The 26,567-nt window shown below is 70.2% G+C and carries 23 protein-coding genes; 12 read left to right on the forward strand and 11 right to left on the reverse strand.

The features are described 5' to 3' along the window. The first annotated feature begins 114 nt into the window (after positions 1–114). Positions 115–2,547 carry a penicillin-binding protein 1A gene (locus MCBMB27_RS18845; RefSeq protein WP_043350075.1) on the forward strand — a complete coding sequence of 811 codons (2,433 nt, stop codon included), beginning with the start codon at positions 115–117 and terminating at the stop codon, positions 2,545–2,547. Positions 2,548–3,023: 476 nt separating this feature from the next. Here the strand turns inward: MCBMB27_RS18845 and purQ are convergent, their stop codons facing one another. The 5 genes from purQ to MCBMB27_RS18870 all read right to left on the reverse strand — a co-directional run bounded on the left by purQ (position 3,024) and on the right by MCBMB27_RS18870 (position 6,491). Further along, positions 3,024–3,704 carry a phosphoribosylformylglycinamidine synthase subunit PurQ gene (purQ, locus tag MCBMB27_RS18850; RefSeq protein WP_075381039.1) on the reverse strand — a complete coding sequence of 227 codons (681 nt, stop codon included), beginning with the start codon at positions 3,702–3,704 and terminating at the stop codon, positions 3,024–3,026. Next, on the reverse strand, positions 3,704–3,943 hold the full coding sequence (purS, locus tag MCBMB27_RS18855; protein ID WP_043350071.1) for a phosphoribosylformylglycinamidine synthase subunit PurS: 240 nt from the start codon (positions 3,941–3,943) through the stop codon (positions 3,704–3,706). Before purS ends, purQ begins: the two co-directional genes overlap by 1 nt. A 178-nt stretch (positions 3,944–4,121) precedes the next feature. After that, the gene (locus MCBMB27_RS18860; protein WP_043350069.1) at positions 4,122–4,355 is read right to left on the reverse strand and encodes a hypothetical protein; all 234 of its coding nucleotides are present in this window, start codon (positions 4,353–4,355) and stop codon (positions 4,122–4,124) included. A gap of 104 nt (positions 4,356–4,459) precedes the next feature. Beyond that, positions 4,460–5,059: an ActR/PrrA/RegA family redox response regulator transcription factor gene (locus MCBMB27_RS18865; RefSeq protein ID WP_043350065.1), complete on the reverse strand. Its 600-nt coding sequence runs from the start codon at positions 5,057–5,059 to the stop codon at positions 4,460–4,462. A 46-nt stretch (positions 5,060–5,105) separates the two neighbouring features. Continuing rightward, a complete protein-coding gene (locus tag MCBMB27_RS18870) occupies positions 5,106–6,491 on the reverse strand; it encodes an ActS/PrrB/RegB family redox-sensitive histidine kinase (protein ID WP_043350081.1) in 1,386 nt (461 codons plus the stop codon). Positions 6,492–6,748: 257 nt separating this feature from the next. Between MCBMB27_RS18870 and MCBMB27_RS18875 the strand changes: the two genes are divergently transcribed. From MCBMB27_RS18875 to MCBMB27_RS18925, 11 genes are all read left to right on the forward strand, one after another. Then, a complete protein-coding gene (locus MCBMB27_RS18875) occupies positions 6,749–8,026 on the forward strand; it encodes a polyhydroxyalkanoate depolymerase (RefSeq protein ID WP_043350062.1) in 1,278 nt (425 codons plus the stop codon). A gap of 436 nt (positions 8,027–8,462) precedes the next feature. Continuing rightward, positions 8,463–10,049, forward strand: a complete 1,587-nt coding sequence (locus MCBMB27_RS18880) for an ABC transporter substrate-binding protein (RefSeq protein WP_043759640.1) — start codon at positions 8,463–8,465, stop codon at positions 10,047–10,049. Between the two features lie 263 nt (positions 10,050–10,312). After that, positions 10,313–11,254 (forward strand): ABC transporter permease, encoded by a 942-nt coding sequence (locus MCBMB27_RS18885; protein ID WP_075381040.1) that lies wholly within the window; start codon positions 10,313–10,315, stop codon positions 11,252–11,254. Then, positions 11,251–12,225 (forward strand): ABC transporter permease, encoded by a 975-nt coding sequence (locus tag MCBMB27_RS18890; protein ID WP_083683623.1) that lies wholly within the window; start codon positions 11,251–11,253, stop codon positions 12,223–12,225. The genes MCBMB27_RS18885 and MCBMB27_RS18890 overlap by 4 nt, the downstream gene beginning before the upstream one ends. Then, positions 12,225–13,238: an ABC transporter ATP-binding protein gene (locus MCBMB27_RS18895; protein WP_043350053.1), complete on the forward strand. Its 1,014-nt coding sequence runs from the start codon at positions 12,225–12,227 to the stop codon at positions 13,236–13,238. Before MCBMB27_RS18890 ends, MCBMB27_RS18895 begins: the two co-directional genes overlap by 1 nt. Beyond that, positions 13,235–14,251: an ABC transporter ATP-binding protein gene (locus MCBMB27_RS18900; protein WP_075381041.1), complete on the forward strand. Its 1,017-nt coding sequence runs from the start codon at positions 13,235–13,237 to the stop codon at positions 14,249–14,251. The genes MCBMB27_RS18895 and MCBMB27_RS18900 overlap by 4 nt, the downstream gene beginning before the upstream one ends. A gap of 133 nt (positions 14,252–14,384) precedes the next feature. Continuing rightward, positions 14,385–15,524, forward strand: a complete 1,140-nt coding sequence (locus MCBMB27_RS18905) for an amidohydrolase/deacetylase family metallohydrolase (protein ID WP_075382025.1) — start codon at positions 14,385–14,387, stop codon at positions 15,522–15,524. Positions 15,525–15,681: 157 nt separating this feature from the next. Further along, positions 15,682–16,452 carry an ABC transporter ATP-binding protein gene (locus tag MCBMB27_RS18910; RefSeq protein WP_043350049.1) on the forward strand — a complete coding sequence of 257 codons (771 nt, stop codon included), beginning with the start codon at positions 15,682–15,684 and terminating at the stop codon, positions 16,450–16,452. Then, positions 16,445–17,368, forward strand: coding sequence for an ABC transporter permease (locus tag MCBMB27_RS18915; RefSeq protein ID WP_051976149.1), 924 nt, complete (start codon positions 16,445–16,447; stop codon positions 17,366–17,368). The genes MCBMB27_RS18910 and MCBMB27_RS18915 overlap by 8 nt, the downstream gene beginning before the upstream one ends. Positions 17,369–17,540: 172 nt before the next feature. Then, positions 17,541–18,629, forward strand: a complete 1,089-nt coding sequence (locus tag MCBMB27_RS18920) for a YeiH family protein (RefSeq protein ID WP_043384759.1) — start codon at positions 17,541–17,543, stop codon at positions 18,627–18,629. Positions 18,630–18,880: 251 nt separating this feature from the next. Beyond that, positions 18,881–19,330, forward strand: a complete 450-nt coding sequence (locus MCBMB27_RS18925; RefSeq protein ID WP_043384757.1) for a Ros/MucR family transcriptional regulator — start codon at positions 18,881–18,883, stop codon at positions 19,328–19,330. On the opposite strand, the gene MCBMB27_RS18930 is transcribed toward MCBMB27_RS18925, so the two are convergent. The 6 genes from MCBMB27_RS18930 to MCBMB27_RS18955 all read right to left on the reverse strand — a co-directional run bounded on the left by MCBMB27_RS18930 (position 19,303) and on the right by MCBMB27_RS18955 (position 26,525). Next, entirely contained in the window at positions 19,303–19,653 is a 351-nt protein-coding gene (locus MCBMB27_RS18930) for a hypothetical protein (RefSeq protein ID WP_043351624.1), read from the reverse strand. The genes MCBMB27_RS18925 and MCBMB27_RS18930 overlap by 28 nt on opposite strands. 189 nt (positions 19,654–19,842) lie before the next feature. Then, positions 19,843–21,447 carry an ABC transporter ATP-binding protein gene (locus MCBMB27_RS18935; RefSeq protein WP_075381042.1) on the reverse strand — a complete coding sequence of 535 codons (1,605 nt, stop codon included), beginning with the start codon at positions 21,445–21,447 and terminating at the stop codon, positions 19,843–19,845. 3 nt (positions 21,448–21,450) lie between these two features. Then, a complete protein-coding gene (locus MCBMB27_RS18940; protein ID WP_075381043.1) occupies positions 21,451–22,872 on the reverse strand; it encodes a M20 family metallopeptidase in 1,422 nt (473 codons plus the stop codon). Positions 22,873–22,932: 60 nt separating this feature from the next. After that, positions 22,933–23,868: an ABC transporter permease gene (locus MCBMB27_RS18945; RefSeq protein WP_043384746.1), complete on the reverse strand. Its 936-nt coding sequence runs from the start codon at positions 23,866–23,868 to the stop codon at positions 22,933–22,935. A 14-nt stretch (positions 23,869–23,882) separates the two neighbouring features. Then, positions 23,883–24,800: an ABC transporter permease gene (locus MCBMB27_RS18950; protein WP_075381044.1), complete on the reverse strand. Its 918-nt coding sequence runs from the start codon at positions 24,798–24,800 to the stop codon at positions 23,883–23,885. A gap of 192 nt (positions 24,801–24,992) precedes the next feature. Further along, complete coding sequence (locus MCBMB27_RS18955; RefSeq protein WP_075381045.1) at positions 24,993–26,525, reverse strand: ABC transporter substrate-binding protein; 1,533 nt, start codon at positions 26,523–26,525, stop codon at positions 24,993–24,995. Positions 26,526–26,567: the final 42 nt, after the last annotated feature.

Here is a 26,567-nt window from a genome sequence, read left to right on the forward strand (position 1 = left end):
ATTCCGAAGGGGCCTGACGGGAGCATCCGGGGGCTGACCGCATCGAGAGCGGACGCACGCGCCGGATGAGCCGATTCCGGCATTCGGCCGGGCCAGCGACGAGCGGAACACCGGATGCGTCTGATCCTTCGTTTCTTCGGGATCCTGTTCAGCGCTGGCGCGGTGCTGTTCGTGGTCGGCGCGGCGGTGGGCGGGTACTTCTACTGGAAGTACAGCCAGGACCTGCCCGACCACGCGGCGCTCGCCAATTACGAGCCGCCGGTGATGACTCGCGTCCACGCGGCGGACGGTTCGCTGCTCGCCGAATATGCCCGCGAGCGCCGGCTGTACCTGCCGATCCAGGCGATGCCCAAGATCGTCGTCGCGGCCTTCCTGTCGGCCGAGGACAAGAATTTCTACAAGCACGGCGGCATCGACCCCGAGGGGATCGTGCGCGCCTTCCTGACCAACGCCAAGTCGGGCAAGCGGCAGGGCGCCTCGACCATCACCCAGCAGGTCGCCAAGAACTTCCTGCTCTCCTCCGAGCAGACCTACGACCGCAAGATCAAGGAGGCGCTGCTGGCGCTCCGGATCGAGGCGGCCTACTCGAAGGACAAGATCCTCGAGCTGTACCTCAACGAGATCTTCCTCGGCACGATCGTGCCGGGCCGCAACCTCCACGGCGTGGCGGCAGCGGCGTTGGATTACTTCGGAAAATCGGTCCACGAGCTGACCATCAACGAGGCGGCCTACCTCGCCGCCCTGCCGAAGGGGCCGAACAACTACCACCCCTACCGCAAGACCCAGGCGGCGCTGGACCGCCGCAACGAGATCATCCGCCTGATGGCGGAGAACGGCTACATCACCAAGGAGGAGGCGGATTCCGCCAAGAAGATGCCGCTCGGCGTCAACCCGCGCGTCGCCTTCCCGAACGCCGCCAACGCCAACTACTTCACCGAGGAGGTCCGCCGCGAGATCTCCGAGCGCTACGGCGAGAAGAAGCTCTACGAGGGCGGCCTCTCGGTGCGCACGACCCTCGATCCGAAGATGCAGGGCTGGGCCCGCAAGGCGCTGGTCGACGGCCTCGTGCGCTACGACCAGGCCCATGGCTGGCGCGGGCCGGTCACCAAGGTCGACCTGACCGGGCGCGACTGGGGCATGGCGGCGGCCGAGGTTCCGGCGCTGGGCGACGTGGCACCGTGGCGCCTCGCCGTGGTGCTGGGCAATGGCGGCGGCGGCGTGCAGATCGGCCTGCAGCCCAAGCGCGAGGCCTCCGGCCAGGTGGTCAAGGACCGCGAGACCGGCGTGATCACGCCCGAGGGCATGCGCTGGGCCGGCCGCGCCAATCTCCAGCCCGGCGACATGGTCTATGTCGAGGCGATGGATGGCGGCCGCGGCCAGTTCCGCCTGCGCCAGAAGCCCGAGGTCTCCGGCGCCATCGTGGCCATGGACCCGAATACGGGCCGGGTGCACGCGATGGTCGGCGGCTTCTCATACGACGAATCCGAGTTCAACCGCGCCACCCAGGCGATGCGCCAGCCCGGCTCCTCGTTCAAGCCGATCGTCTACTCGGCGGCGCTGGACAACGGCTACACGCCCGCCTCGATCATCCAGGACACCCCGATCACCATCGAGGCCGGCCCCGGCCAGGAGGCCTGGACGCCCTCGAACTACGACGGCAAGTCCGGCGGCCCCCACACCCTGCGCTACGGTATCGAGCACTCGAAGAACCTGATGACGGTGCGGCTCGCCAAGGATGTCGGCATGCCGCTCATCGCCGAGTACGCCCGCCGCTTCGGCGTCTACGACGACATGCTGCCGGTTCTGCCGATGTCGCTGGGCGCGGGCGAGACGACGGTGATGCGCATGGTCACCGCCTACTCGATGCTGGCCAATGGCGGCCGGCGCATCCGGCCGACCCTGATCGACCGGATCCAGGACCGTATCGGCGAGACCATCTACCGCCACGACAACCGCAAATGCATCGGCTGCGACGCCGAGAAGTGGTCCGGCCAGGACGAGCCGAAGCTGGTGGACGATTCCGAGCAGGTGCTCGACCCGCTGACCGCCTACCAGATGGTCTCGATCATGGAGGGCGTGGTCCAGCGCGGGACCGCGACGATCCTGAAGCAGATCGGCAAGCCGCTCGCCGGCAAGACCGGCACGACCAACGACGCCAAGGACGCGTGGTTCGTGGGCTTCTCGCCGGATCTGGCGGTCGGCATCTATATCGGCTTCGACAAGCCGCGCTCGCTCGGCGACCGCGCCACCGGCGGCGGGCTGGCGGCGCCGATCGCCCTGGAGTTCCTCAAGACCGCCCTCAAGGACAAGCCGCCGACGCCGTTCCGCGTGCCCCCGGGGATCAAGCTGATCCGCATCAATCTCGCCAGCGGCACCCGTGCGGGGTCCGGTGAGGGCGCCGGGACCATCCTGGAGGCGTTCAAGCCCGGTACCGCACCAGCGGATTCCTACGTGGCGCCGTCGTCCTCGGGCGGCGGCCAGGCCGCCGCCCCCGCGGCGGTCCCGGCCGATCCCGACCGGGCCGCGCAGGCCGGCGGATTGTACTGAAGCGACCGGTCCCGGCTCGCGCTCCGCTCAAGTCGGGTCTGCCCGAGTCGAGTCTGCCCAGGTCGGGTCCGCCCGGCCTGGGCTTTCTGTTGCGGATCCCGAGCGGGCGCAGCGCCGACGCCGGAGCGGCGTTCTGAAGCCGCGGCATGGCCTCGACGAGGGTCACGGATCCGGCCTCATCCTGTCCCCCTCCCGCGTGGGATTCAGGGTGCCTGCCCTGGGCGATTCAGGGTCCGTGCCGTGGCTCCGGGGCGCGGCAGCGGCCCTGCGCGGTCCGGAAGACGTGGCTCGCGCGATCCGCGCACCGGCATCCGCGCAGAAAAAAGCCGCCCCGGATGGAGCGGCTCGAAGAGTCATCAGGGAGGCATCAAAACAGAGCGGACGAACATGTCCAACTCGACATCCAGATCACTGGATGCCTCTTTATGCCCCGGAAACCTTAATCGGAAGTTAATACAAATCTTCGGCCGGTGATCTCAGGCCGCCAGACTGTCGAACAGGCCGCGCCCGTCGGTTCCGCCGATCAAGTCTTCGACGAAGTTCTCCGGGTGCGGCATCATCCCGAGCACGTTCCCGATCTCCGACAGGACGCCCGCGATGGCGTTGAGGGAGCCGTTGCGGTTGGCCTCCACGGTGATGGCGCCGGTGGCGTCGCAGTACCGGAAGGCGACCCGGCCCTCGCCTTCGATCCGCGCCAGCGTCTCGGGATCGGCGAAGTAATTGCCTTCCCCGTGGGCGACGCAGACGTCGATGACCTGACCCGGGGCGTAGGCGCTGGTGAAGCGGGTGTCGGTGCGCTCGACCCGGAGCGTCTGGCGGTGGCAGATGAAACGCCGGTCGACGTTGCGCATCAGCACGCCGGGCAGAAGGCCGGATTCGCACAGGATCTGGAAGCCGTTGCAGATGCCGAGCACGAGTCCGCCGCGCGCCGCGTGGGCCCGCACCGCATCCATGGCGGCGGCCCGGCCGGCGATGGCGCCGCAGCGCAGGTAGTCGCCGTACGAGAAGCCGCCGGGCAGGACGGCGAGGTCGGTGCCGGCGGGCAATTCGTGGTCCGCGTGCCAGACGAGGCTCACCTGCGCGCCGGATCGCCGCAGGGCCCGGACGACGTCCGATTCGCGGTTAGAACCCGGGAAGACGACGACCGCGGCGTGCATCAGAGGATCTCGATCGCGTAATTCTCGACGACGGTGTTGGCCAGGAGCTTCTCGCAGGCCGTGCGCAACGTCGCCTCCGCGGCGGCGCTGTCGACCGCCGAGACCTCGATGTCGAAGACCTTGCCCTGCCGGACGCCGTCGACGCCCTCGATGCCGAGGGATCTGAGTGCGGCCTCGATCGCCTTACCCTGCGGGTCCAGCACACCGGTCTTCAGGGTGACGATGATACGGGCTTTCATGGATCTTCGGGTCTCACGCGTGTCCGGGACGGGAGTGTGACCTGCGACATCGTCACACAGACCGCCGCGGACCGCTTCTAGCAGGAAGGCCGCCGAACTGTCGAACACCCCGCACGCATGGGGATAATTCCGGTATTCGGTGCAACTTGACGAAGATTTCTAGAGCAGGTGCGCTCGCTCAGCGATGCGTGGCTGGGCTCCGCAGCGGCTCGATGCTGGTGGCCCGGCGCCAGAGCTGGAGCATGACCCAGGCCGCGAACAGGCTGAACACGCCCATCAGGACGTGTCCCACCCGCTCTCCGAGATCGAAGATGCCCGCGATGGCCCAGCCCGCCGCGATGGCCACGGCGAACACCTCGGTGCCGACGAGGACCATCATGCTGATGATGGTGATGGCGTTGCGCCCGTTCACGAGATCCGCCCTCGAATCGATTTCGCGTCCCGGACGCGCCGTCCGGGACGCGCGCAGCTAGCCCGGAGCGGCCGCGTGATGCAACCGACGGGACGGATCCCGCGTCAGCGCGGCGCGCGCTTGGCCAGGATCCGCTGCAGGGTCCGCCGGTGCATGTTGAGGCGCCGGGCGGTCTCGCTCACGTTGCGGCTGCACAGCTCGTAGACGCGCTGGATGTGCTCCCAGCGGACCCGGTCCGCCGACATCGGGTTCTCCGGCGGGTCGGCCCGCTCGCCCGGCTGCGCCATCAGCGTGCCGTGGATCTCGTCGGCATCGGCGGGTTTGGCGAGGTAGTCGAAGGCGCCGAGCTTCACCGCGGTCACCGCCGTGGCGATGTTGCCGTAGCCGGTCAGGATCACGCCCCGGGCCTCGGGACGGCGCTCCTTGAGGCGGGCGATCACGTCCAGGCCGTTGCCGTCGCCCAGGCGCATGTCGATCACCGCGAAGGCGGGGGCGCGCGCCTCGACGGCCGAGACGCCGTCCGCGACGCTGTCGGCCACCTGCACGTGGTAGCCGCGGCTCTCCATGGCGCGGGCGAGGCGGGTCTGGAAGGGCTTGTCGTCGTCAACGATCAACAGGCTGCGGTCGGAGAAGGCGGCCAGCGGATCGGCATCGTCGATCACGGCGGGGTTGGTCGCCGCCACAGTCCCGGGCTGCGTGAGCATCCGACACTCCTCTTGGGTTTTCGTCGTCGGGTTCTTGGTCTGTGCCTCATATAGGTACGGCATCGCGCGGTGGCAGGGGGGCGCGGATACTGAGTTCCGGAGAATGTCGCGGCGCCGCCCCCCGCTCGAAGATGTGGCGGGCCCAGGAGACCCGCACGATCGCCCCATGGGCGTCCGGCGCGGCGACGTTCATCAGGGCGAGCTGCGCCCCCGAGCGCTCGATCAGGGTCTTGGCGATGAACAGGCCCAGGCCGAGCCCGGCCCCCACGGTCTCGCCGGATTGCGGCCGGTCGTGGCTGCGGGTCGTGACGTAGGGCTCGCCGGCCCGCAGCAGCACCTCGCTGGAGAAGCCCGGCCCGTCGTCGCGGATCTCGATCCAGACCCGATCGGGCGTCCAGCGCCCCTCGACGGAGACGCGGGCCTCGGCGAAGTCCACGGCGTTGTCGAGGATGTTGGCGAGGCCGAACATGACGCCCGGGTTGCGGCGGCAGGCCGGCTCCGGGCCGTCGCCGGCGCTGGTGACGTCGAGGGCGGCGCCCAGCGCCCGCTGGGGCGCCACCAGCTCCTCCACGAGGTGGCTGAACGTGACCGTCTCCAGGAAGCCGACCCCGTCCCCATCGAGGGAGGTCAGCTTGCCGAGGATGCCGCGGCAGCGGTCGACCTGCTCGCGCAGAAGGTTGAGATCCTCCGCCACCGCCGGCGAGGCGGTGGGGCCGAGCTGGCGGATCAGCTCCTTGGTCACCACCATGATGGTGCCCAGCGGCGTGCCCAATTCATGGGCAGCGGCGGCCGCCAGCCCGTCGAGCTGCGACAGGTGCTGCTCGCGGGCGAGCACGAGTTCGGTGGCGGCGAGCGCCTGGGCGAGGAGCCGCGTCTCCTCCGCCACCCGCCACGCGTAGACGCCCGTGAAGGCGGTGCCGAGCAGGATCGCGGTCCAGACGCCGGAGACGTACAGGAACGGCAGCTCGATCCGCCCGTCGGCGAACCAGGGCAGGGGCCGGTGCACCAGGGCGAGCAGGGTCGCGAGCCCCACCGCGAGGAGCCCCAGCGCCAGCGTCCGCTCGGGCGGGAGGGCGGTCGCGGAGATCAGCACGGGGGCGAGGAACAGCAGCGAGAACGGATTCTGGAGCCCGCCGGTGAGGAACAGCAGAGCCGCGAGCTGCACGATGTCGAAGGCGAGCAGCAGCGCGGCCGAATCGTCGCTGAGACGGTAGCTCGCGGGGAATCGGATCCGCAGGGCGAGGTTCAGCCAGGACGAGGTGGCGATCACCAGGAAGCACCAGCCGAAGGGGAGCGGCAGGCCGAGGCCGAACTGCGCCCCGACCACCGCCGCGCTCTGGCCCGTGACGGCGAGCCAGCGGAGGCGGACGAAGGTGTCGAGCCGCAGGTGTCGGGCGTCGCGGCCGAGGCCGCTGAGATCGGTATCGGGCATGCTGTGTTTCGATGCGTCGCCGGACGGACCCAACCGGCCCGGCTTCTCGCGGATCCCCACCGCATGGCGCGGTGGCGGGGATCCCGGCAAGCCGACCCGGACAAGTCGTCGCTGGTGAACGTGGTCACAGGCAAGTCGCCGCGGCTCCGGGATGTTCCACCGGCGTTCAGGGTGGAGCATTATCCTACCGATTCGGGTTGCAGGGGACGGGCCGTGCGGCGCAATGCCGGCGGCCGGACCGAGACCGCGAGGTGACGATGCTGCTGGCCTATTCGATGTACGAGGGCGCCCGCGCCCTGATGGCGCCCGCCCGCGTTGCCGCCGATCTGACGCGCTACGGGCTGCAGCTGCCGGGCAATCCCCTGGCCTACGGCCCCTATGCTCGCGCGGTGAGCGCCGGCTGCGAGATGTTCGAGCGCGTCACCCGCCAGTACGGCAAGCCCGCCTTCGGCTTCACCGAGACGGTCGTCGACGGCGCGCCGGTCCCGGTCACCGAGCGGGTGGTCTGGGAGCGGCCGTTCTGCCGCCTGATCGCCTTCGACCGCGCCTTCCCGACGCCCCCCGCCGAGGCGCAGCCCAAGCTGCTGATCGTCGCGCCGATGTCGGGCCACTACGCCACGCTCCTGCGCGGCACCGTCGAGGCGATGCTGCCGAACCACCGGGTGTTCGTCACCGACTGGACCGATGCCCGGATGGTGCCGCTGTTCGCGGGCCAGTTCGACCTCGACGATTACATCGACTACCTGCAGGAGATGTTCGCGGTCCTCGGGCCGGACCTGCACGTCATGGCGGTGTGCCAGCCGGCGGTGCCGGTCTTCGCCGCGGTGGCGCTGATGGAGGCGGCCGACGAGCCGGCGGTGCCGACCTCCATGACGCTGATGGGTGGCCCGATCGACACCCGCCGCTCGCCCACCGCGGTGAACTGCCTCGCGCAGGAGCGCGGCCAGGCGTGGTTCGAGCAGAACACGATCAGCCTCGTGCCGCCGATCTACCCGGGGGCGTGGCGCCGGGTCTATCCGGGCTTCCTGCAGCTGTCGGGCTTCATGGCGATGAACCTCGACCGGCACGTCACCGCCCATTCGGACATGTTCGACCACCTGGTGAAGGGCGACGGCGATTCGGCCGAGAAGCACCGCGAATTCTACGACGAGTACCTCGCCGTGATGGACCTGACGGCCGAGTACTACCTCCAGACCGTGCAGACCGTGTTCGTCGACCACGCCCTGCCCACGGGCCGGATGCGCCACAGGGACACGCCGGTCGATCTCGGAGCCATCCGCCGCTGCGCGATCCTCGCGGTCGAGGGCGAGAACGACGACATCTCCGGCGTCGGCCAGACCAAGGCGGCCCTGGACCTCACGCCGAACCTGCCCGACGCCCGCAAGGCCTACCATCTCCAGGCCGGCGTCGGCCATTACGGCGTGTTCAACGGCTCCCGCTACCGGGCGGTGATCGCCCCCCGCATCGCCGCCTTCATCCGCGCCATGCAGGCGGTGCCCGGCACGCGGGGCAGCCACCTGCGGCAGGTTGGCTGAGGCGTTACGTCCAGCCTCCGCCCGCCGCGCCCGGGACAGGCGCGACGGGCCCCGTCCCCTGCGGACGACGATGCTCACACGGCTCCGACCGCTGCGCGCCGCGCAGTGAGGCCGCACCGGCTCCGGCGAAGTCTCGCCCTGCGCCCGCGCGCGAAAAAATCCCCCGCCGATCCTGAATACATAACGCAGTGATGGCCGGACTGGCGCGGGGCTTGCGAGATGCGCCCCGTGACCTGGATCCGCGCAAGCACCGCCCGCGCAAGCACCGCCTGCGCCCAGCCCGACTCCGTCCCCAGACCGGTGGTCGCGCGGGCGCTTGCCCGAGCTCCATTGTCACGCCGGGCCATTGCGCCCCTGCTTAAGAATTGTTCAAACTCGCCCGCAAGGTGTGGGCCGGCGCTTCGGGCCTGAGACCCGCACCGCCAGGGAGAAGACGATGGACCGCAGGACGTTCCTGAAGGGCTCGGCCGCGCTCGGGCTGGCGGCACCGCAGATCGCGCGGCCGGCCCTGGCGCAGGGCGCGAAGGTGCTGCGCTTCGTGCCGCAGGCGAACCTCGCCAATTTCGACCCGATCTGGGGGACCCAGTACGTGGTGCGCAACGCCGGCACCCTCGTCTGGGACATGCTCTACGGCGTCGACGCGCAGCTGAAGCCGCAGCGCCAGATGGTCGAATCCGAGGAGGTCTCGGGCGACAAGTTGACCTGGACCTTCAGGCTGCGCCCCGGCCTCAAGTGGCACGACGGCGAGCCGGTGCTGGCCAAGGACGTGGTGGCGAGCCTCACCCGCTGGATGGCCCGGGACCCGATCGGCCTGATGATCCGTGGAATCCAGGACGACCTCGCGGCGACCGACGACAAGACCTTCCAGTGGCGCCTGAAGAAGCCCTTCCCGAAGCTGCTCTACGCGCTCGGCAAGACCAACGCGCCGATGGCCCTGATGATGCCGGAGCGGATCGCCAAGACCGACCCGTTCACGCAGATCTCCGAGTATGTCGGCTCGGGCCCGATGAAGTTCGTCCGCAACGAGTGGGTGCCGGGCGCCCGGGCGGTGTTCGAGACCTTCACCGACTACAAGCCCCGCGACGAGCCGAATTCCTGGCTCGCGGGCGGCAAGCGCATGCTGGTCGACCGGGTCGAGTGGGTGATCATGCCGGATGCCGCCACCGCCTCGGCGGCCCTGCAGAACGGCGAGGTCGACTGGTGGGAGAACCCGATCTCCGACCTCGTCCCGCTGCTGCGCAAGAACAGCAACCTCAACGTCGATATCGCCGACCCGCTGGGCAATGTCGGCTCGTTCCGGATGAACCACCTGCACCCGCCCTTCGACAATCCGAAGATCCGGCAGGCGGTCATGACCGCGATGAGCCAGGAGGATTACATGCGGGCGATCGTCGGCGACGACGACAGCCTGTGGAAGAAGCTGCCGGGTTTCTTCACGCCGGGGACGCCCCTCTACAGCGAGGCGGGCGGCGGCAACGTCGGCAAGGGCGACATCAAGCTCGGCCAGAAGCTGCTCAAGGAAGCCGGCTACAAGGGCGAGCCGGTGGTCTGCATCGTGGCGCAGGACCAGGGAATCACCAAGGCGCAGGGCGACATCACCGCCGACCTCTTAAAGCAGATGGGCTTCAACGTCGACTTCGTCGCCACCGACTGGGGCACCACCGGCACCCGCCGGGCCTCCAAGGCGCCGCCGTCCCAGGGCGGCTGGAACATGTTCCACACGTGGCACGCGGGCGCCGACTGCATCAACCCGGCGGGCTACCCGGCGGTGCGGGCGAGCGGCGACAAGGCGTGGTTCGGCTGGCCGAACATCCCGCCGGTGGAGACCGCCATCGCCGAATGGTTCGACGCCGCCGACCCGGCCGCCGAGAAGGCCGCCATCGACAAGGTCAACGCCGCCGCCTGCGAGGGCGTGGTCTACGTCCCGACCGGGTTCTTCCTCGGCTACCAGGCGTGGCGGAAGAACGTCTCGGGCATCGTGAAGGGGCCGATCCCGTTCACCTGGGGCGTGTCGAAGGCGTGATGGGGCGGGTGGTGATCATGCCGGCGAACCCGACGCGTTCTCCCTCCCCCCTCTGCGGGGGAGGGTGGCCCTCGCGTCAGCGAGGGTCGGGAGAGGGGAGCGACGATGCAGGATCGGGCTTCGCCCTTCATGCAGGCCGCGCCCCTTCCGGAAGCCGGGTTCCCCTCTCCCGACCCCCTTCGGCGGCCACCCTCCCCCGCAGAGGGGGGAGGGGGTGCGGCGGCGCCCGCCGCGCCCTTCGTCCCACGGCCTAGCGAGGACCCATGCTCGGCTATATCGGCAGGCGCATCCTCGCCACCATCCCGGTCATGGCGGTGGTCGGGCTGTTCGTCTTCAGCCTTCTCTACTTCGCCCCCGGCGATCCGGCGGCGATCATCGCGGGCGACCAGGCGACGCCCGACGACGTCGCCCGGATCCGCGCCACGCTCGGCCTCGACCGGCCGTTCCTGGTGCGGTTCTGGGAATGGTCCTGGCAGATCCTCCACGGGGATCTCGGCACCTCGATCTTCACCAACCTGCCGGTCACCACCATGATCGGCCAGCGGGTGCAGCCCACCGTCTCGCTGATGCTGGTCACCCTGATCTTCGCCATCGTGGTGGCGGTGCCGCTCGGCGTCGTCGCCGCCTGGAAGGCCGGCAGCCTGATCGACCGCCTCGTGATGGGCCTCGCCGTGACGGGCTTCTCGGTCCCGGTCTTCGTGGTCGGCTATGTGCTCGCCTACGTCTTCGCCCTCGAACTCGGCTGGCTACCCGTCCAGGGCTACACGCCGATCGAGCAGGGCCTGTGGCCCTGGCTGTCCAACCTGATCCTGCCGGCGGTGACGCTCGGCCTCGTCTACATCGCGCTGATCGCCCGGGTGACCCGGGCGACCATGCTCGACGTGCTCCAGCAGGATTACGTCCGCACCGCCCGGGCGAAGGGGCTGGGGCAGGGGCCGGTCCTGTTCGTCCACGCCCTCAAGAACGCCGCGGTGCCGATCGTCACCGTGATCGGCATCGGCATCGCCCTGCTGATCGGCGGCGCGGTGGTGACCGAGACGGTCTTCGCGATTCCCGGCCTCGGGCGCCTCACCGTCGATGCGATCCTGCGGCGCGACTACCCGGTCATCCAGGGCGTCGTCCTGCTGTTCAGCTTCGTCTACGTGCTGGTGAACCTCGCCATCGACCTCTTCTACACCGTGCTCGACCCGAGGATCCGCTATTGACCGCGACCGTCGCGCCCTTCCCCAGCAGCGCCCCGCAGGCGGGGACCCCGTCCGAGGCGACCGCCCCCAAGGCGCCCCCGCCGCCGGGCCTCGCCATCGCGGCGCCGCTGCCCGACGTGTTCCCGGCCCGCAAGCGCCGGGGCCCGGTCTGGACCTATATCCGCCGCAACCCGACCATCGTGGTCGGGGGCGTGCTGCTCCTCGTCGTCTTCCTGATGGCTTTGCTGGCGCCGTATCTCGGCACCGTCGACCCGACCGCCCTGGCGCCCGCCAAGCGCACCCGGGCTCCGTCCGCGCAATACTGGTTCGGCACCGACATGCTCGGCCGCGACGTCTACTCGCGGGTGGTCTACGGCGCCCGGGTCTCGCTGCTGGTCGGCTTCTCGGTGGCGTTCCTCGCCTCGATCGCCGGGCTCGCGGTCGGCCTTGTCTCCGGCATGGTGCGCTGGCTCGACGGGATCGTCATGCGGGTCGTCGACGGCATGATGTCGATCCCGCCGATCCTGCTCGCGGTGGCGCTGATGGCGCTCACCCGCGGCTCGGTCCAGAACGTCATCGTGGCGATCACCATCGCGGAGATCCCGCGCGTCGCCCGCCTCGTGCGCGGCGTGGTCCTGTCCCTGCGCGAGCAGCCCTATGTCGAGGCGGCGGTGACCACGGGCACGCGGATGCCGGCGATCATCTGGCGCCACATCCTGCCCAACACGCTGGCGCCCATGACCGTGCAGGCGACCTACATCTGCGCCTCCGCGATGATCACCGAGGCGATCCTGTCGTTCATCGGCGCGGGCGTGCCGCCCTCGACGCCGTCCTGGGGCAACATCATGGCCGAGGGCCGGGCCCTCTGGCAGGTGAAGTTCTACATCATCCTGTTCCCGGCGATCTTCCTCTCGATGACGGTGCTGGCCGTGAACCTCGTCGGCGACGGCCTGCGCGACGCCCTCGATCCCCGCATGGCGAAAGACGTCTGATGAGGACCGGCAGCATGAGCGGCGCACCCCTCCTGTCGATCGAGAACCTGCAGGTCCATTTCCGCACCCCCGACGGGGTGAACCGGGCGGTGGACGGGGTCTCGTTCGCGATCCAGTCGGGGGAGACCCTGGCGATCGTCGGCGAATCCGGCTGCGGCAAGTCGGTGACGTCCATGTCGATCCTGCGGCTCCTGCCCGAGCCGCCGGCCCGCATCGCCGGCGCCATCAAGTTCGAGGGGACCAACCTCCTCGACCTGCCCAACAGCGCCATGCGCAAGATCCGCGGCAACGACATCAGCGTGATCTTCCAGGAGCCGATGACCTCGCTGAACCCGGTCCTGACGGTCGGCCGCCAGATCGGCGAGACCCTGCGCCTGCACCAGGGCCTCGGCCGCCGGGAGGCCGAGGAGCGGGCAATCGAGATGCTGACGCTGGTCGGTATCCCCGAGCCCCGGCGCCGGGTGCGGGAATATCCGCACCAGCTCTCCGGCGGCATGCGCCAGCGGGTGATGATCGCCATCGCGCTCGCCTGCTCGCCCAAGCTCCTGATCGCCGATGAGCCGACCACGGCCCTCGACGTGACCATCCAGGCCCAGATCCTCGACCTGATGCGCGACCTGAAGGCCCGGGTCGGCGCCGCGATCATGCTGATCACGCACGATCTCGGGGTGGTGGCCGAGGTCGCCGACCGGGTGGTGGTGATGTATGCCGGCCGCAAGGTCGAGGAGGCGCCGGTCCGCGACCTGTTCCGGGCGCCGCGCCATCCCTACACGCGGGGCCTGATGGGGGCGGTGCCGAAGCTCGGCGCCGTCGAGCACGGGGCCGACGCGCGGCTCGCCGAGATCCCCGGCATGGTCCCGAGCCTGAAGGGCCGGATCGAGGGCTGCGTCTTCGCCGGGCGCTGCCCGGACGTCACCGACCTGTGTCGCGCCTACGCGCCGGCCCTGGAGCCGAAGGCGCCGGGCCACCTCGCCGCCTGCCACTACGCGCCGAAGGACGCCCTCGCGGCATGAGCGCCCCGCCCGCACCCCCCGCCCGCAGCCTGCTGGAGGTCAACGACCTCAAGAAGCACTTTTCCCTCGGCGGCGGCCTGTTCGGCCGGTCGACCCGCGTGCTGAAGGCCGTGGACGGCCTGTCCTTCACGGTCGCCCGGGGCGAGACCCTGTCGCTCGTCGGCGAATCCGGTTGCGGCAAGTCCACCGTCGCCAAGGCGCTGATGCGTCTCTACGCGCCCACCGCCGGACAGGTGGTGCTCGACGGGCGGCGCATCGACGACCTCTCGGCCGGAGCGCTCCGGCCCCTGCGGCGCCACATCCAGATGGTGTTCCAGGACCCGTTCTCGTCCCTCAACCCGCGGATGCGGGTGCGGGCGATCCTGGCCGAGCCGATCCGCAATTTCGGCCTCGCCCGCAATGCCGCCGACCTCGAGGCGAAGCTCGCCAGCCTGATGGAGCGGGTCGGCCTGCCCCGCGAGGCGCTGGGCCGGTTCCCACACGAGTTCTCGGGGGGCCAGCGCCAGCGCATCGGCATCGCCCGGGCGCTCGCCGCCGAGCCGGACCTGATCATCTGCGACGAGGCGGTCTCGGCGCTCGACGTCTCCGTGAAGGCGCAGATCGTCAACCTGCTGCGGGATCTTCAGCGCGAGCTCGACCTCGCCATGCTGTTCATCTCCCACGACCTCGCCATCGTCGAGCACATGACCCACCGGGTGGCGGTGATGTATCTCGGCAAGATCGTCGAGATCGGGCCCCGCCGCGATCTGTTCCTGGCCCCGAAGCACCCCTACACGCAGGCCCTGCTCTCGGCGGTGCCGATCCCCGAGCCCGGGGCCGGGCGCACCCGCATCGTGCTCAAGGGCGACGTGCCGAGCCCGATCAACCCGCCCTCCGGCTGCCGCTTCCACACCCGCTGCCCGCACGCCTTCGACCGCTGCCGGACCGAGGTGCCCGGCCTCGACGCGGTGGGCACCGGCCATTTCGCCGCCTGCCACCTCAACGACGCGGCCGCGCCGGCCCGGGCGGCCTGACGGAGCCGTCTTTGCGAGCGCAGCGAAGCAACCCGGTGCGGCGCGCGATCCCCGAGCGTGGCGGATCCCTGGGTCGCTTCGCTGCGCGCGCGATGACGGATCGGATCCCTGCAGACGGCTTTTGGAGACAACCGTGCAGCACGACCTCATCCTGAAGGGCGCGCGGGTCATCGACCCGTCGCAGAACCACGACGGGATCTGCGACGTCGCCTTCGCGGACGGACGGGTCTCAGGCTTCGGCCGCGACCTGCCGGCCGGCCCGGGCACGCAGGTCCGCGAGATGGAAGGCGCCATCGTCACGCCGGGCCTGATCGACCTGCACACCCATGTCTATTGGGGCGGCACGTCGCTGGGCATCGACGCCGACGAATTCTGCCGCACCTCCGGGGTGACAACCTCGGTGGATACCGGCAGCGCGGGACCCGGCAACTTCGCGGGCTTCCGCAGCCACGTGATCGAGCGGTCGCAGGCGCGGATCCTCGCCTACCTGCACGTCTCCTTCGCGGGCATCTTCGGGTTCTCGAAGACCATCATGGTCGGCGAGAGCGAGGATCCGCGGCTGATGGCGCCCCGGGAGGCCGTGGAGGTCGCCGAAGCCAACCGGGACGTGATCGTGGGCATCAAGGTCCGGGTCGGGCGCCACGCCTCCGGCGACCAGGGCACCGCGCCGCTGGACATCGCCCTGCAGGTCGCCGAGGAGACCGGCCTGCCGCTGATGGCCCATATCGACGAGCCGCCGCCGAGCTACGAGGCCGTGCTCGCCATGCTCCGCCCCGGCGACGTGCTGACCCACGCGTTCCGGCCCTTCCCGAACTCGCCCGTGACCGCGCAGGGAGTCGTGAAGCCGGCGCTGCGCGAGGCGCGGGCGCGGGGGGTGCTGTTCGACATCGGCCACGGCAAGGGCTCCTTCGCCTTCCGGACGGCGCGTGCCATGCTGGCGGGGGGCTTCCTGCCGGACACGATCTCGTCGGACGTGCACCAGCTCTGCATCGAGGGGCCGGCCTTCGACCAAGTCACCACCATGTCGAAGATGCTCTGCCTCGGCATGAGCCTCACCGACGTCATCGCCGCCTCCACGGTGAACGCCGCCGTGGCGCTGAAGCGCATGGAATACGGGACCTTGAAGGTCGGGGCGCTGGGCGACGCCACCGTGCTGGCGGTGCGGGACGGGGCCTTCGACTACGTCGACACGCGGGGGGAGACCATGACCGGCGCCCAGCGGATCACCGCCGAGGGCGTGGTGCTGAAGGGCCGGTGGTGGCATCCGGCCTGACCGCGCCGGGGCCGGACCTGCAGGTCCTCGGTCCGATCGCATACAGAATATCGACCTTTACAGCCTCTTCGGCGGCCCGATACACTTTCCCGTGAGGGGCGGGCCATCGCCGGCCCTCTGCGACACGCGGTCGAAGCTGCGGCGCCAGGGAGGATGGATGGACACGGGTCAGCCTCTGCTGGAGGTCGACGGCGTCACACTCCGCTACAAGACGCCCGAGCACCTCGTCACCGCCACCTACCGGGTGAGCTTCCGGGTCTGGCCCGGGGACCGGTTCGTCCTGCTCGGGCCCTCCGGCTGCGGGAAGTCGACCCTGCTCAAGGCGGTGGGCGGCTACATGGCCCCCACCGAGGGCGAGATCCGCCTGAAGGGCCGCCCGGTCACCGAGCCCGGCCCCGACCGGATGATGGTGTTCCAGGAATTCGACCAGCTCCTGCCCTGGAAGACCGTGCGGCAGAACGTGGTCTTCGCGCTGGAAGCCTCGGGCCGGCTCAAGGGCCGGGAGGCCCTGGACCGGGCCAACCTCTACATCGACAAGGTCAACCTCACGAAGTTCGCCGACAGCTATCCCCACACCCTGTCGGGCGGGATGAAGCAGCGCGTCGCCATCGCCCGCGGCATGGCCATGGAGCCCGACATCCTGCTGATGGACGAGCCCTTCGCGGCGCTCGACGCGCTCACCCGGCGGCGCATGCAGGACGAGCTGCTGATGCTGTGGGAGGGCACGCGCTTCACCGTGCTGTTCGTCACCCACTCGATCCCGGAGGCGATCAAGGTCGGCTCCCGCATCCTGCTGCTCTCGCCCCATCCCGGCGAGGTGAAGGCCGAACTCAACAGCGCCGAATCCCCGGAGGCGGCGCTGCAGCTGGAGAGCCGGATCCAGCACATGCTGTTCTCGGAAGAGATCGAAGAGGCCGAGAATGTCTAGCGCGCAAGCCCTGACCGGCGCCCCGCTGACCGGCGTCGCGCCGCGCCTGACGCCCGTGGAATCCGGCCGCCCCGAGATCGTGCGCGAGACCGGCCACGCCCATGGCGCCACGGTGGTGGAGAAGCCCCTGTCGCTCGCCGAGCGGCTCTACAACCAGGCCTGGCTGCGCAAGATCGTGATCCTCGTCCTCCTGGCCGGGATCTGGGAGGCCTACGGGCGCTACCTCGACAACGACCTGCTGTTCCCGACCTTCTCGGCCACCGTGGAGGCCTTCTTTCGGGGTATCGCGGACGGCACGCTGCCGGCCCGCGCCTGGTCGTCGCTCAAGGTGCTGCTCATGGGCTACGCCGCCGGCATCGCCCTGGCGACCGTGCTCACGGGCCTCGCCATCGCGTCGCGGATCGGGACCGATCTGCTCGAGACCCTGACGTCGATGTTCAACCCGCTGCCGGCCATCGCGCTGCTGCCTCTGGCGCTGATCTGGTTCGGCCTGGGCAACGGCAGCCTGATCTTCGTGCTGGTCCACTCGGTGACCTGGGCGATCGCGCTGAACACCCATTCCGGCTTCCTGTCGGTGAGCCGGACGCTGAAGATGGTCGGGCGCAATTACGGGCTGTCGGGACCGCGGCTGATCGGCAAGATCCTGATCCCGGCGGCCTTTCCCGCGATCCTCACCGGGCTGAAGGTCGGCTGGGCCTTCGCGTGGCGCACCCTGATCGCCGCCGAGCTGGTCTTCGGCGTGTCGTCCGGGGCGGGCGGGCTCGGCTGGTTCATCTTCGAGAACAAGAACATGCTCGACATCCCGAACGTGTTCGCCGGTCTGCTCACCGTCATCCTGATCGGCCTCGTGGTCGAGAACCTGATCTTCCAGACGATCGAGCGGCGCACCGTCCAGCGCTGGGGCATGCAGGCCTGAGGCGCCGCGGCGCCCGACGACCGGGAGCGTCCCGGTGCGCGGTCGGGTCCAGCGCGTGCTTAGACGTGTCTTCTCGAACTCTGCCTGAATAGAGAAGTAATTTCTCTTTTACGCGGGTGCGACGAACGTTTTCTTCCTATAAGCTCCGTCGACGACCGCGGAGTCCGATCCTGTGAGCCTCGAATCCTCTTCCCAGGCAGCCCCGACGCCGGCGCTTCCCGAGCGGGGCGGCCGGTCGGATACGGCCGCCTCGGTCCTGCCCGGCATCGGCCTGTGCGCGGCGATCACCGCGGTGGCGATGGCAGCGCAGGCGCTGGAGGAGCGGGTCGCCGGCCATCCCTATATCGAGGCCCTGGTCCTGGCGATCCTGGTCGGCATCGCGGTGCGCACCGCCTGGACGCCCCCGGCCCGGTTCCGAACCGGCATCGCCTTCTCGGCCAAGCAGCTCCTCGAAGTCGCCGTCGTGCTGCTCGGCGCCTCCCTGAGCCTCGGGGCGATCCTCGCCTCCGGCCCGGCGCTGCTGGCCGGCATCGTCGGCACCGTGGTCCTCGGCATCGCCGCCAGCGTGGCGATCTGCCGGGTGCTGGGCCTGCCGGCCCGGATGGCGATCCTCGTCGCCTGCGGCAACGCCATCTGCGGCAACTCGGCCATCGCCGCGGTGGCGCCGGTGATCGGAGCGGAGCCGAAGGACATCGCCGCCGCCATCGCCTTCACGGCGGTGCTCGGGGTGCTGATGGTGCTCGGCCTGCCGCTGTTCGTGCCGCTCGCCGGCATGACCGACAACCAGTACGGCGTGCTGGCGGGACTCACCGTCTACGCGGTGCCGCAGGTGCTGGCCGCGACCGTGCCGGTGAGCCTGCTGTCGACCCAGGTCGGAACCCTGGTGAAGCTCGTGCGCGTGCTGATGCTCGGCCCGGTCGTGGTGGCGTTCTCGCTGATCGCGCCCCGGCTGCCGCAGGCGGCGGGGGCGCCGGGCGCGCCGGCCCGTCCCGGCCTCACCAAGCTCGTGCCCTGGTTCATTGTCGGCTTCCTGGCCCTGGCCACCCTGCGCTCCCTGGGCCTCGTCCCGGATGCCGCGGTGAAGCCGCTGACCCAGCTCGCCGGCGTGCTCACGGTCCTGTCCATGGCCGCCCTGGGGCTCGGGGTCGACGTGCGGGTTCTCGCCCGGGTCGGCGGCCGGGTCACCCTCGCGGTCATCGCCTCCCTCGCCGTCCTGATCGTCCTCAGCCTCACGCTGATCCGCGTCCTCGGGATCGGCTGACGCCGCGCCGTCCTGCGCTCCGGCCGGATGTGGCGCGGTATTTCCCGGCCTGTGCGCGTCCGGCGGCTGTAACCGGGGCGGGATCGGCATCTTTGTGCAGGTGACGGATCCTTTTCGCGGGCGATCGCGCCCGTTCGGATCGAAAAGCCCTTTCGGTGATCGACTGTCTTTCAAGACCGTCTTGACACATCCGCGATTTTTGCTTTGGAACCACGTCCATCGTCGTCGAAAGCTTCGGATGGACTCGCGCAGTGCCTGAACAGAATCCCGAGAGCCGCCTCCGGTTGGTCACGTTGGTCGGCGAGATCGTCGCCGCCTACGTCTCGAACAATTCCGTTCCGCCGACGGCGCTGCCGGAGCTGATGGCGAGCGTGCATGGAGCGCTGGCGGCCCTCGACGGGCAACCGGCTGCCCCGGCGGAACCGGCCGTGGAGCGGCCGACGCCGGCACAGATCCGGAAGTCGGTCCAGGAGGACGGCATCGTCAGCTTCATCGACGGCCGGACCTACAAGACCCTGAAGCGCCATCTCACCGCCCACGGCCTCACGCCGGAGCGGTATCGCGAGCGCTACGGCCTGCCGGAGGATTACCCGATGACCGCGCCCGGCTACGCCGCGCAGCGTTCCGCGCTCGCCAAGGCGATCGGCCTCGGCGTGCCCGGCGGGCGCAGCGATCAGCGCAGGACCGGCACCGGCGGCTGATCGGCGGCGCGGCGGGAGCCCGGTGGCGGCGCGCTCTCGGCCTTGCGGCTCTGGAACGGAAGCACCTGCGCGGGGCCCGGGACGGACCTGCCGAGCGCGGCGCGGTCCGGACGCCCGAACGTGTCGGCCCAGCTCAGCTTGATCACGTGGCAATCCGGAGCCGCGGACGTGGTCTCCTCCGCGGGGGGCGGTGCCTTGCGGTTGCCGGCGCTGATCCAGCGCACGATCCGGTGCTCGCGCCCGCGGCGCAGCGCCGGCGGTCCATCCGGCGCGCTGCGCCGGCGGATCGCTTGCCTGTCGTCGGTCCTGTCTGAGATCGACACGCTGAATCACCCCGTCCGCAGTCGGGGCGGGAGCGAGGACGGATAGCGGGTGCAGCCGTGGATCCGTCGGGGTGCTCCACCCGCGACAACGGCGCTATCCTACTGAACTTGCAGGGGCCGGACAGGGCGGTCCCGTCCAAAAAACTTGTCTCTGCGTCCCAGATTGGCCCGGTCCCGGCCCCGGCGGGCTCAGGAGGCGTGCGCGCCCGGCACCGCCGCGAGGAGGCTGCGGGTGTAGGCGTGCTCCGGCGCGGCGAACAGCTCCGCGGTGCCCCGCATCTCCACGATGGCGCCGCGGTGCATCACGGCGATCCGGTCGCAGATCGTGGCGGCCACCCGCAGATCGTGGGTGATGAACAGCATCGCCAGGGACAGGCGCTGCTTCAGATCCTCCAGCAGGTCCAGCACCTGCCGCTGGACGGAGACGTCGAGCGCCGAGACCGCCTCGTCGGCCACTAGCACGTCCGGCTCCATGGCGAGCGCCCGGGCGATGCCGATGCGCTGGCGTTGCCCGCCCGAGAAGGCGTTCGGGTAGCGGGCGGCGGCCTTCGGATCGAGGCCGACGAGGTCGAGGAGGTTTCGGGCCCGCTCCCGGGCCTCGGCGGCCGGGACCCCATGGGCGATCGGCCCCGCCGTGATGATCTGCTCCACGGTGCGCCGCGGGTTCAGCGAGGCGAACGGGTCCTGGAAGATCATCTGGATGCGGCTGCGCTTGTCGCGCAAGGCCGTCTTGCCGAGGGCCGTGTAGTCGAGGTCCCCCAGCCGGACCGTGCCGCCGTCAGGCTCGATCAGCCGGATCGCGAGCCGCGCCGTGGTCGACTTGCCCGACCCGGATTCGCCCACGATCCCAAGAGTCTCGCCGCGGCGAACGTCGAACGAGACCTCCTTCACGGCGGCCACGACCCGCGGCTTGCCGAACAGGCCGGAGCGCCCGGAATAGGTCTTGGACAGCCCGGTCACCGAGAGGGCGACCGGGGCCGCCGCGAGGGGCGCGCGCGGCGGCGGCGTGAGGCTCGGGACGGCGGCGAGCAACGCCCGGGTGTAGGGCGCCTGCGGATTGCGCAGCACCGCCTCGGCCGTGCCGGATTCCACGAGCCGCCCGCGCTGGAGCACCGCCACGTGGTCGGCGATCTCCGCGACCACGCCGAAATCGTGGGTGATGAACAGCACGCTCATCCCGCGCTTCCGCTGCAGGTCGCGGATCAGCCGGAGGATCTGGGCCTGGGTGGTGACGTCGAGGGCCGTGGTCGGCTCGTCGGCCACCAGCACCGAGGGCTCCAGCGCCAGCGCCATGGCGATCATCGCCCGCTGCCGCTGGCCCCCGGAGAGCTGGTGCGGGTAGGCCCGCACCGCCTCCTCGGGGTTCGGCAGGCCGACCTCGGTGGCGAGCGCCACCGCCCGGGCCCAGCGCTCGCTCCGGCTGAGCAGGTTGTGCGCCTCGAACATCTCGGCGATCTGGTCGCCGACCCGCATCACCGGGTTCAGCGCCGTCATCGGCTCCTGGAACACCATGGCGATGCGCCGGCCGCGCAAACCGCGCCACGCGGGCTCGTCGAGGGTCAGGAGGTCCCGGCCCTCGAACAGGATCGTGCCGGCCGTCGGCTTCAGGGCCCGGGGCAGGAGGCCGGTGAGCGCGTAGGCGCTCATCGACTTGCCCGAGCCCGATTCCCCGACCACGCACAGGATCTTTCCGGCCTCGAGGTCGAGGTTCAGGCCCTCGACCGCGTGCGGGCGGTCGGCGCCCTTGGGGAGCGCGATCGTCAGATCGCGGATGCGGACGACCGGCGCGCTCATGGTTCAGGCCCTCGCTTTGCGGCGCCGGAGGATGTCGGGTCCGGCCTCGCCCAGATCCCAGAACAGGCCGGCCATGATCGCCAGGCCCTCGCGGGTGCCGGAGGCGAGCATGTGCTCGTCGGGCCCGTGCTGGCGGCAGGCCGGATAGGAATGCGGCACCCAGAGGGTCGGCAGGCCCAAAATCTCCGAGAAGGCGTCGTTCGGCAACGAGCCGCCGAGATTGGGCAGCAGCGCCGGTTTTTTGCCCGAACTCGCCTCGATCGACTGGAGCGCCCACTCGACCCAGGGATCCTCGACGGGGAGACGTGTCGCCTGGAACACCTCCGCGGCGCGGGCCGGACGGACCTCGATCATCGGGAAGCCGTGCGCGTCGAGATGGGCGCGGACGTTCGGGATCAGGTTCTGCCAGTCGGTGCCGACCACGAAGCGCAGTTGCAGGGTCGCCTTGGCGTGGGGCGGGACAGCGTTGAGCGGGCCGTCCGGATCGCCGGTCTTGAAGGCCAGCACCTCCAGGGTGTTCCAGGCGAAGACCCGCTCGGCCGGACTCAGGCCCGGTTCGCCCCAGTCGGCATCGATCGTGGGCGCGGTCGGGTCCTCGCCGACGCGGATGTCGGCGAGCGCCGCGCGCACGCCCTCGGGGATCGGCGGCGGCCGCAGGGCGTCCACTAGGATGCTGCCCCGCGCGTCGACCATCGAGGCGATCGCTGAGGCCAGCACCGTGCCGGGGTTGCGCAGCAGGCCGCCCCAGTTGCCGGAATGGTGCGGGCCCTCGCGCAGGTTGAGGCTCAGCTCGAAATTGTAGGCGCCGCGGGAGCCCAGGAACAGGGTCGGGCGCTCGCCGTTGAGGCGGGGTCCGTCCGAGGCGATCAGCACGTCCGAGCGGAGGGAATCGGCCTGTTCCCGGCAGAACGGCCGCAGGCCCGGGGAGCCCGATTCCTCGCCCATCTCGATCAGGAGCTTCACGTTGAAGCCGAGATGGCCCTCGCGGGCCGCGATCACCTGCTCCAGGGCGGCGAGGTTGAGGACGTGCTGGCCCTTGTTGTCGGCGGTGCCGCGCCCGTACCAGCGGTCACCCTCGACCACGATCTCCCAGGGGCCGAGGCCCGCGCGCCACTGCTCGGGATAGCCCCGCACCGTGTCGCCGTGGCCGTAGATCAGCACGGTCGGCAGCTCCGCGCCCTCGCGCCGCTCGGCGATCAGGAACGGGCCGTGCACCCCGTCCGGGTTCGGGAAGATTTTTGGAGTTTCAAACCCGAGCCGGCTGACCAGTGGCGCGATGAAGCTTTCGAGGTAGGCGCGGAGCGCCGCCTCCTGGCCGGGGGCCTGGCTCTCGGTGGGCATCGCCACCGCCTCCCGCAGGAGGGCGAGGAACGCGCCCGAATCGAAAGCCTCCGTGGCGCGCGCGATGGCGGCGTCTCGCGTCATGGTGTGTTTCCCGTGAAACATTTTGGTAACCTGTCGACGGGCCCTGGCCCGGCGAAGCCGTCAGTTGCGCGCCTCGGGGGCGGTGATGTCGCGCAGGCCGTCGCCCAGGAGGTTGATCGCCAGCACGAGGAGGAGGAGCGCCACGCCCGGGATGGTGATCACCCAGGGCTGGAAGAACATGTACTGCTTGCCCTCGGCGATCATCAGGCCCCAGGAGGGCAGGGGCGGCTGGACGCCGAGGCCGAGGAACGAAAGGGCGGCCTCCAGCAGGATCGCGTGGGCCATCTCCAGGGTCGCCACGACGATCAGGGCGTTCATGATGTTGGGCAGGATCTCCTGGCGGAGGATCCGCAGGTCGGTCAGCCCCGCGGCGCGGGCGGCCGAGACGAAATCCTGGTTGCGGATCTGCTGGGTCGCGGCCCGGGTCACCACGGCGAAGCGGTCCCAGAGCAGGAAGCCCAGCACCAGCACCACCACCTTCAGGGAGCCGCCGACCAGGGCCGCCATGGCGAGCGCCACCAGCACCACCGGCATGGCGAGCCGCGTGGTCACCACGTAGCTGACCACGGAGTCGACCCAGCCGCCGAAATAGCCGGCGCACAGGCCGAGCACCGTGCCGATCAGCCCCGAGATCAGCGCCGCCGAGATCCCGATCAGGAGGGAGATCTGGCCGCCGTAGAGCAGGCGGCTCAGGTAGTCGCGGCCGAGCTTGTCGGTGCCGAGCACGTGCTCCCAGGAGCCCTTGGCCTGCCAGACCGGCGGGATCAGGCGGCGGGACACGTCCTGCGCGTAGGGGTCGTGCGGCGCGATGAGCGGGGCGGCGAGCGCCGCCAGCACGATCAGCCCGAGGATTCCTGCCCCGATCAGGAAGCCGGTGTGGCGCAGGCCCCGCCGCAGGATCAGGCGGGTGGGGGAGGGCACCGCCGCCAGCGCGACAGGCGCGTCCGGGGGCAAAGCGGGGGCGGCGAGCGCCGCCGTGTCGGGGGGGAGGCTCATGGCGATCTCCGTCCTCAGGCCTGGCGCAGGCGCGGATCGAGGAAGGCGTTCAGGAGGTCGGCGGCCAGCGTCAGGCCGATGTAGATCATCGCCAGAACCAGCACGATCGCCTGGACGACCGGGAAGTCGTTGCGGGCGATCGACTCCCAGGCGAGCTGCCCGAGCCCCTGGAGCGAGAACACCGCCTCGATCACGATCGAACCGCCGAGCATGAAGCCGAACTGCACCGCCAACAGGGCGATCACCGGGATCACGGCGTTGCGCAGCGCGTGCCGCACCAGGATTTTTCTGGGCGGCAATCCCTTGGCGCGGGCGGTGCGGACGTAGTCGGAGGCCAGCACCTCCAGCATGCCGTTGCGGGTGAGGCGCATCACGGCGGGCATCGCGTAGTAGCCCAGCGCGATTGCCGGCAGGACGAAGTTCTTCCACGTGGCGTTGCCCGAGACCGGCAGCCAGCGGAGGTTGACGGAGAAGATCAGGATCAGCGTCAGGCCGAACCAGAAGCTCGGCATCGCCTGGCCGAGCACCGAGACGGCGAGCGCCGTCCGGTCGATCCAGGTGTCCCGCTTCACGGCGGCCACGACGCCCAGCGGGATCGCCACGAACAGGGCCACGCCGAGCGCGATGATGCCGAGATAGAGGGTGATCGGCAGGCGGGCGGCCAGCAGGTCGATCACGCTCTCGCGGAAATAGAAGGAGTTGCCGAAATCGAGGTGCAAAGCCCGCCAGCCCCAGGTGAGGAACTGGGTCAGCAGCGGCTGGTCCAGGCCGTAATCCTGGCGGATCTGGGCGATCTGCGGCCCGGTGGCCTCCGGGCCGGCGATCGCGGTCGCGAGGTCGCCCGAGAGGTGGAGGAGCAGGAAGCTCGCCACCGAGACCGTGAAGGCCACCGCCAGGGCGACCAGCACGCGCCGGAACGTGAAGGCCAGCATGGGCTCAGGCTCCCTTTCGGCGATGCGGACCGGATCGGCTCCCGCCGTCGGAACCGGGGCGGATCGCGGGTCCCCTCTCCCGTGCGGGAGAGGGACAGGGTGAGGGGTGCGACCTCTCCGGGAAGACCTGATCCCTCACCCCAACCCTCTCCCGCACGGGAGAGGGAGCCGGTCGCGCCACGACCACCATCCTCACTTCCACGACGCCGCGTAGAAGCGCGGCACCTCGTCGGGCTGGGCGGTGAAGTTCAGGTCCGACGTGAAGGCGTAGTTGGTCGAGTAGGAGAACATCGGCAGGGCATAGGCCTCTCCGGCGATCCGCTGCAGCGCCTTGGCGTAGGCGGCCTTGCGGGTCTCCGGATCGGTGGAGCCGTCGCCCTTCTGGAGATCGGCGATCACCTGCGGATCCTTGGTCAGATCCTCCTCGCCGCCGCGGAAATACACCCCGTCGAAGGCCGAGACGTCGTTGACCGAGAACGACCCCCAGGTCTGGTAGCCGATCGAGGTCTTGCCGGCCCGCAGCGCGTCGCGGAACGCCGCGTAGCGCAGGTAGTTGAGCCGCGCCTTGATGCCGACCGCGCCGAGATAGCCGATCACCGCCTCGGCGTAGTCGCGCTCGCGATAGGCGCCGAGATCGATCTCGAAGCCGTTCGGGTAGCCGGCGTCCTTGAGCAGCGCCTTGGCCTTGGCGGGGTCGTAGGCGTAGCGCGGCACGCCCTGGTCGGTGCAGCCGAACTGGTCGACGAAGCACAGCGCGTTCATCACCCGCGAGGCGCCGCGCACGAGGTTGTCGACCATCGCCTTGCGGTCGATGGCGTAGGAGATCGCCTGCCGGACGCGCACGTCCTTGAGCGGCGAGTTCTCCTTGGCGCGGCCCAGCGTGTCGAATTGCAGGAAGCCGACCCGCATCGTCTCGGAGTTGAGGACCGTGATGTTGGGCGCGGCGCGCAGCTGCTCGGCCTGGTCGCTCGGCACCCGCCAGATCCAGTCGACACCGCCGGTCATCAGCTCGGCCATCCGGCTCTCGCCGTCCGGGATGACGCGGAACTGCAGCTTGCCGATCTTCGGCTTACCCAGCGGACTGCCGGCCCAGTACTTGTCGAACCGCTCCATGGAGACGCCGCGGCCGCTGTCGACCTTGGTGATCCGGTAGGGTCCGCTGCCGATCGGCGCCTTGGCGAAGCCGTCGAGCCCGACCTTCTTGAAGTAATTGGCCGGGAAGATCGGGGTCGGGCCGGCGAGGTATTCCAGCGCCGCCGGGAACGGCGCCTTGAGGTGGATGCGGACATTATGCGGGCCCGTGACCTCCACCGACTTCATCCAGTCGACGTTCTGGCGGGTGACCGTGCGCGCCTCGGGCGTCAGCACGTAGTTGAACGTGAAGGCCACGTCCTCCGGCCCGAGCGGGTCGCCGTTGTGGAAGACCACGCCCTCGCGGATCGTGAGATCGAGGGTCGTGTCGTCCGCCCAGGTCCAGGCGGTCGCCAGCATCGGCTTGTAGGTGCCGTCCTTCTGGTCACGGTACAGCAGGGTGTCCCAGCAGTTCCGGGCCAGGATCACGCCCTCGCGGGCGCTGTTGTGATACGGGCTGACATTCTCCGGCTCGCTGTCCGAGGCGTAGACCAGGGTGTCGTCGGCCTTCCCGGCCAGTGCCGGATGCGCGGCGATCAGGGTCGCGAACGAGGCGGCGAGGGTCGCGGCCCGGGTGAGAATCCGTAGCGGCATGCGGTCTCCGACGGCGCGGCGGACAGGTCCGGCGGATCGATC

Origin of the sequence: Methylobacterium phyllosphaerae (assembly GCF_001936175.1) — a bacterium.
GTDB classification, from domain to species: domain Bacteria; phylum Pseudomonadota; class Alphaproteobacteria; order Rhizobiales; family Beijerinckiaceae; genus Methylobacterium; species Methylobacterium fujisawaense.

What these genes read in the sequence shown, in the direction of transcription:
- MCBMB27_RS18845 (WP_043350075.1), top strand. Translation starts at nt 115, where the DNA reads ATGCGTCTGATCCTTCGTTTCTTCGGGATCCTGTTCAGCGCTGGCGCG.
- purQ (WP_075381039.1), bottom strand. Translation starts at nt 3,704, where the DNA reads ATGCACGCCGCGGTCGTCGTCTTCCCGGGTTCTAACCGCGAATCGGAC.
- purS (WP_043350071.1), bottom strand. Translation starts at nt 3,943, where the DNA reads ATGAAAGCCCGTATCATCGTCACCCTGAAGACCGGTGTGCTGGACCCG.
- MCBMB27_RS18865 (WP_043350065.1), bottom strand. Translation starts at nt 5,059, where the DNA reads ATGCTCACGCAGCCCGGGACTGTGGCGGCGACCAACCCCGCCGTGATC.
- MCBMB27_RS18870 (WP_043350081.1), bottom strand. Translation starts at nt 6,491, where the DNA reads ATGCCCGATACCGATCTCAGCGGCCTCGGCCGCGACGCCCGACACCTG.
- MCBMB27_RS18875 (WP_043350062.1), top strand. Translation starts at nt 6,749, where the DNA reads ATGCTGCTGGCCTATTCGATGTACGAGGGCGCCCGCGCCCTGATGGCG.
- MCBMB27_RS18880 (WP_043759640.1), top strand. Translation starts at nt 8,463, where the DNA reads ATGGACCGCAGGACGTTCCTGAAGGGCTCGGCCGCGCTCGGGCTGGCG.
- MCBMB27_RS18885 (WP_075381040.1), top strand. Translation starts at nt 10,313, where the DNA reads ATGCTCGGCTATATCGGCAGGCGCATCCTCGCCACCATCCCGGTCATG.
- MCBMB27_RS18895 (WP_043350053.1), top strand. Translation starts at nt 12,225, where the DNA reads ATGAGGACCGGCAGCATGAGCGGCGCACCCCTCCTGTCGATCGAGAAC.
- MCBMB27_RS18900 (WP_075381041.1), top strand. Translation starts at nt 13,235, where the DNA reads ATGAGCGCCCCGCCCGCACCCCCCGCCCGCAGCCTGCTGGAGGTCAAC.
- MCBMB27_RS18910 (WP_043350049.1), top strand. Translation starts at nt 15,682, where the DNA reads ATGGACACGGGTCAGCCTCTGCTGGAGGTCGACGGCGTCACACTCCGC.
- MCBMB27_RS18915 (WP_051976149.1), top strand. Translation starts at nt 16,445, where the DNA reads ATGTCTAGCGCGCAAGCCCTGACCGGCGCCCCGCTGACCGGCGTCGCG.
- MCBMB27_RS18935 (WP_075381042.1), bottom strand. Translation starts at nt 21,447, where the DNA reads ATGAGCGCGCCGGTCGTCCGCATCCGCGATCTGACGATCGCGCTCCCC.
- MCBMB27_RS18940 (WP_075381043.1), bottom strand. Translation starts at nt 22,872, where the DNA reads ATGACGCGAGACGCCGCCATCGCGCGCGCCACGGAGGCTTTCGATTCG.
- MCBMB27_RS18945 (WP_043384746.1), bottom strand. Translation starts at nt 23,868, where the DNA reads ATGAGCCTCCCCCCCGACACGGCGGCGCTCGCCGCCCCCGCTTTGCCC.
- MCBMB27_RS18950 (WP_075381044.1), bottom strand. Translation starts at nt 24,800, where the DNA reads ATGCTGGCCTTCACGTTCCGGCGCGTGCTGGTCGCCCTGGCGGTGGCC.
- MCBMB27_RS18955 (WP_075381045.1), bottom strand. Translation starts at nt 26,525, where the DNA reads ATGCCGCTACGGATTCTCACCCGGGCCGCGACCCTCGCCGCCTCGTTC.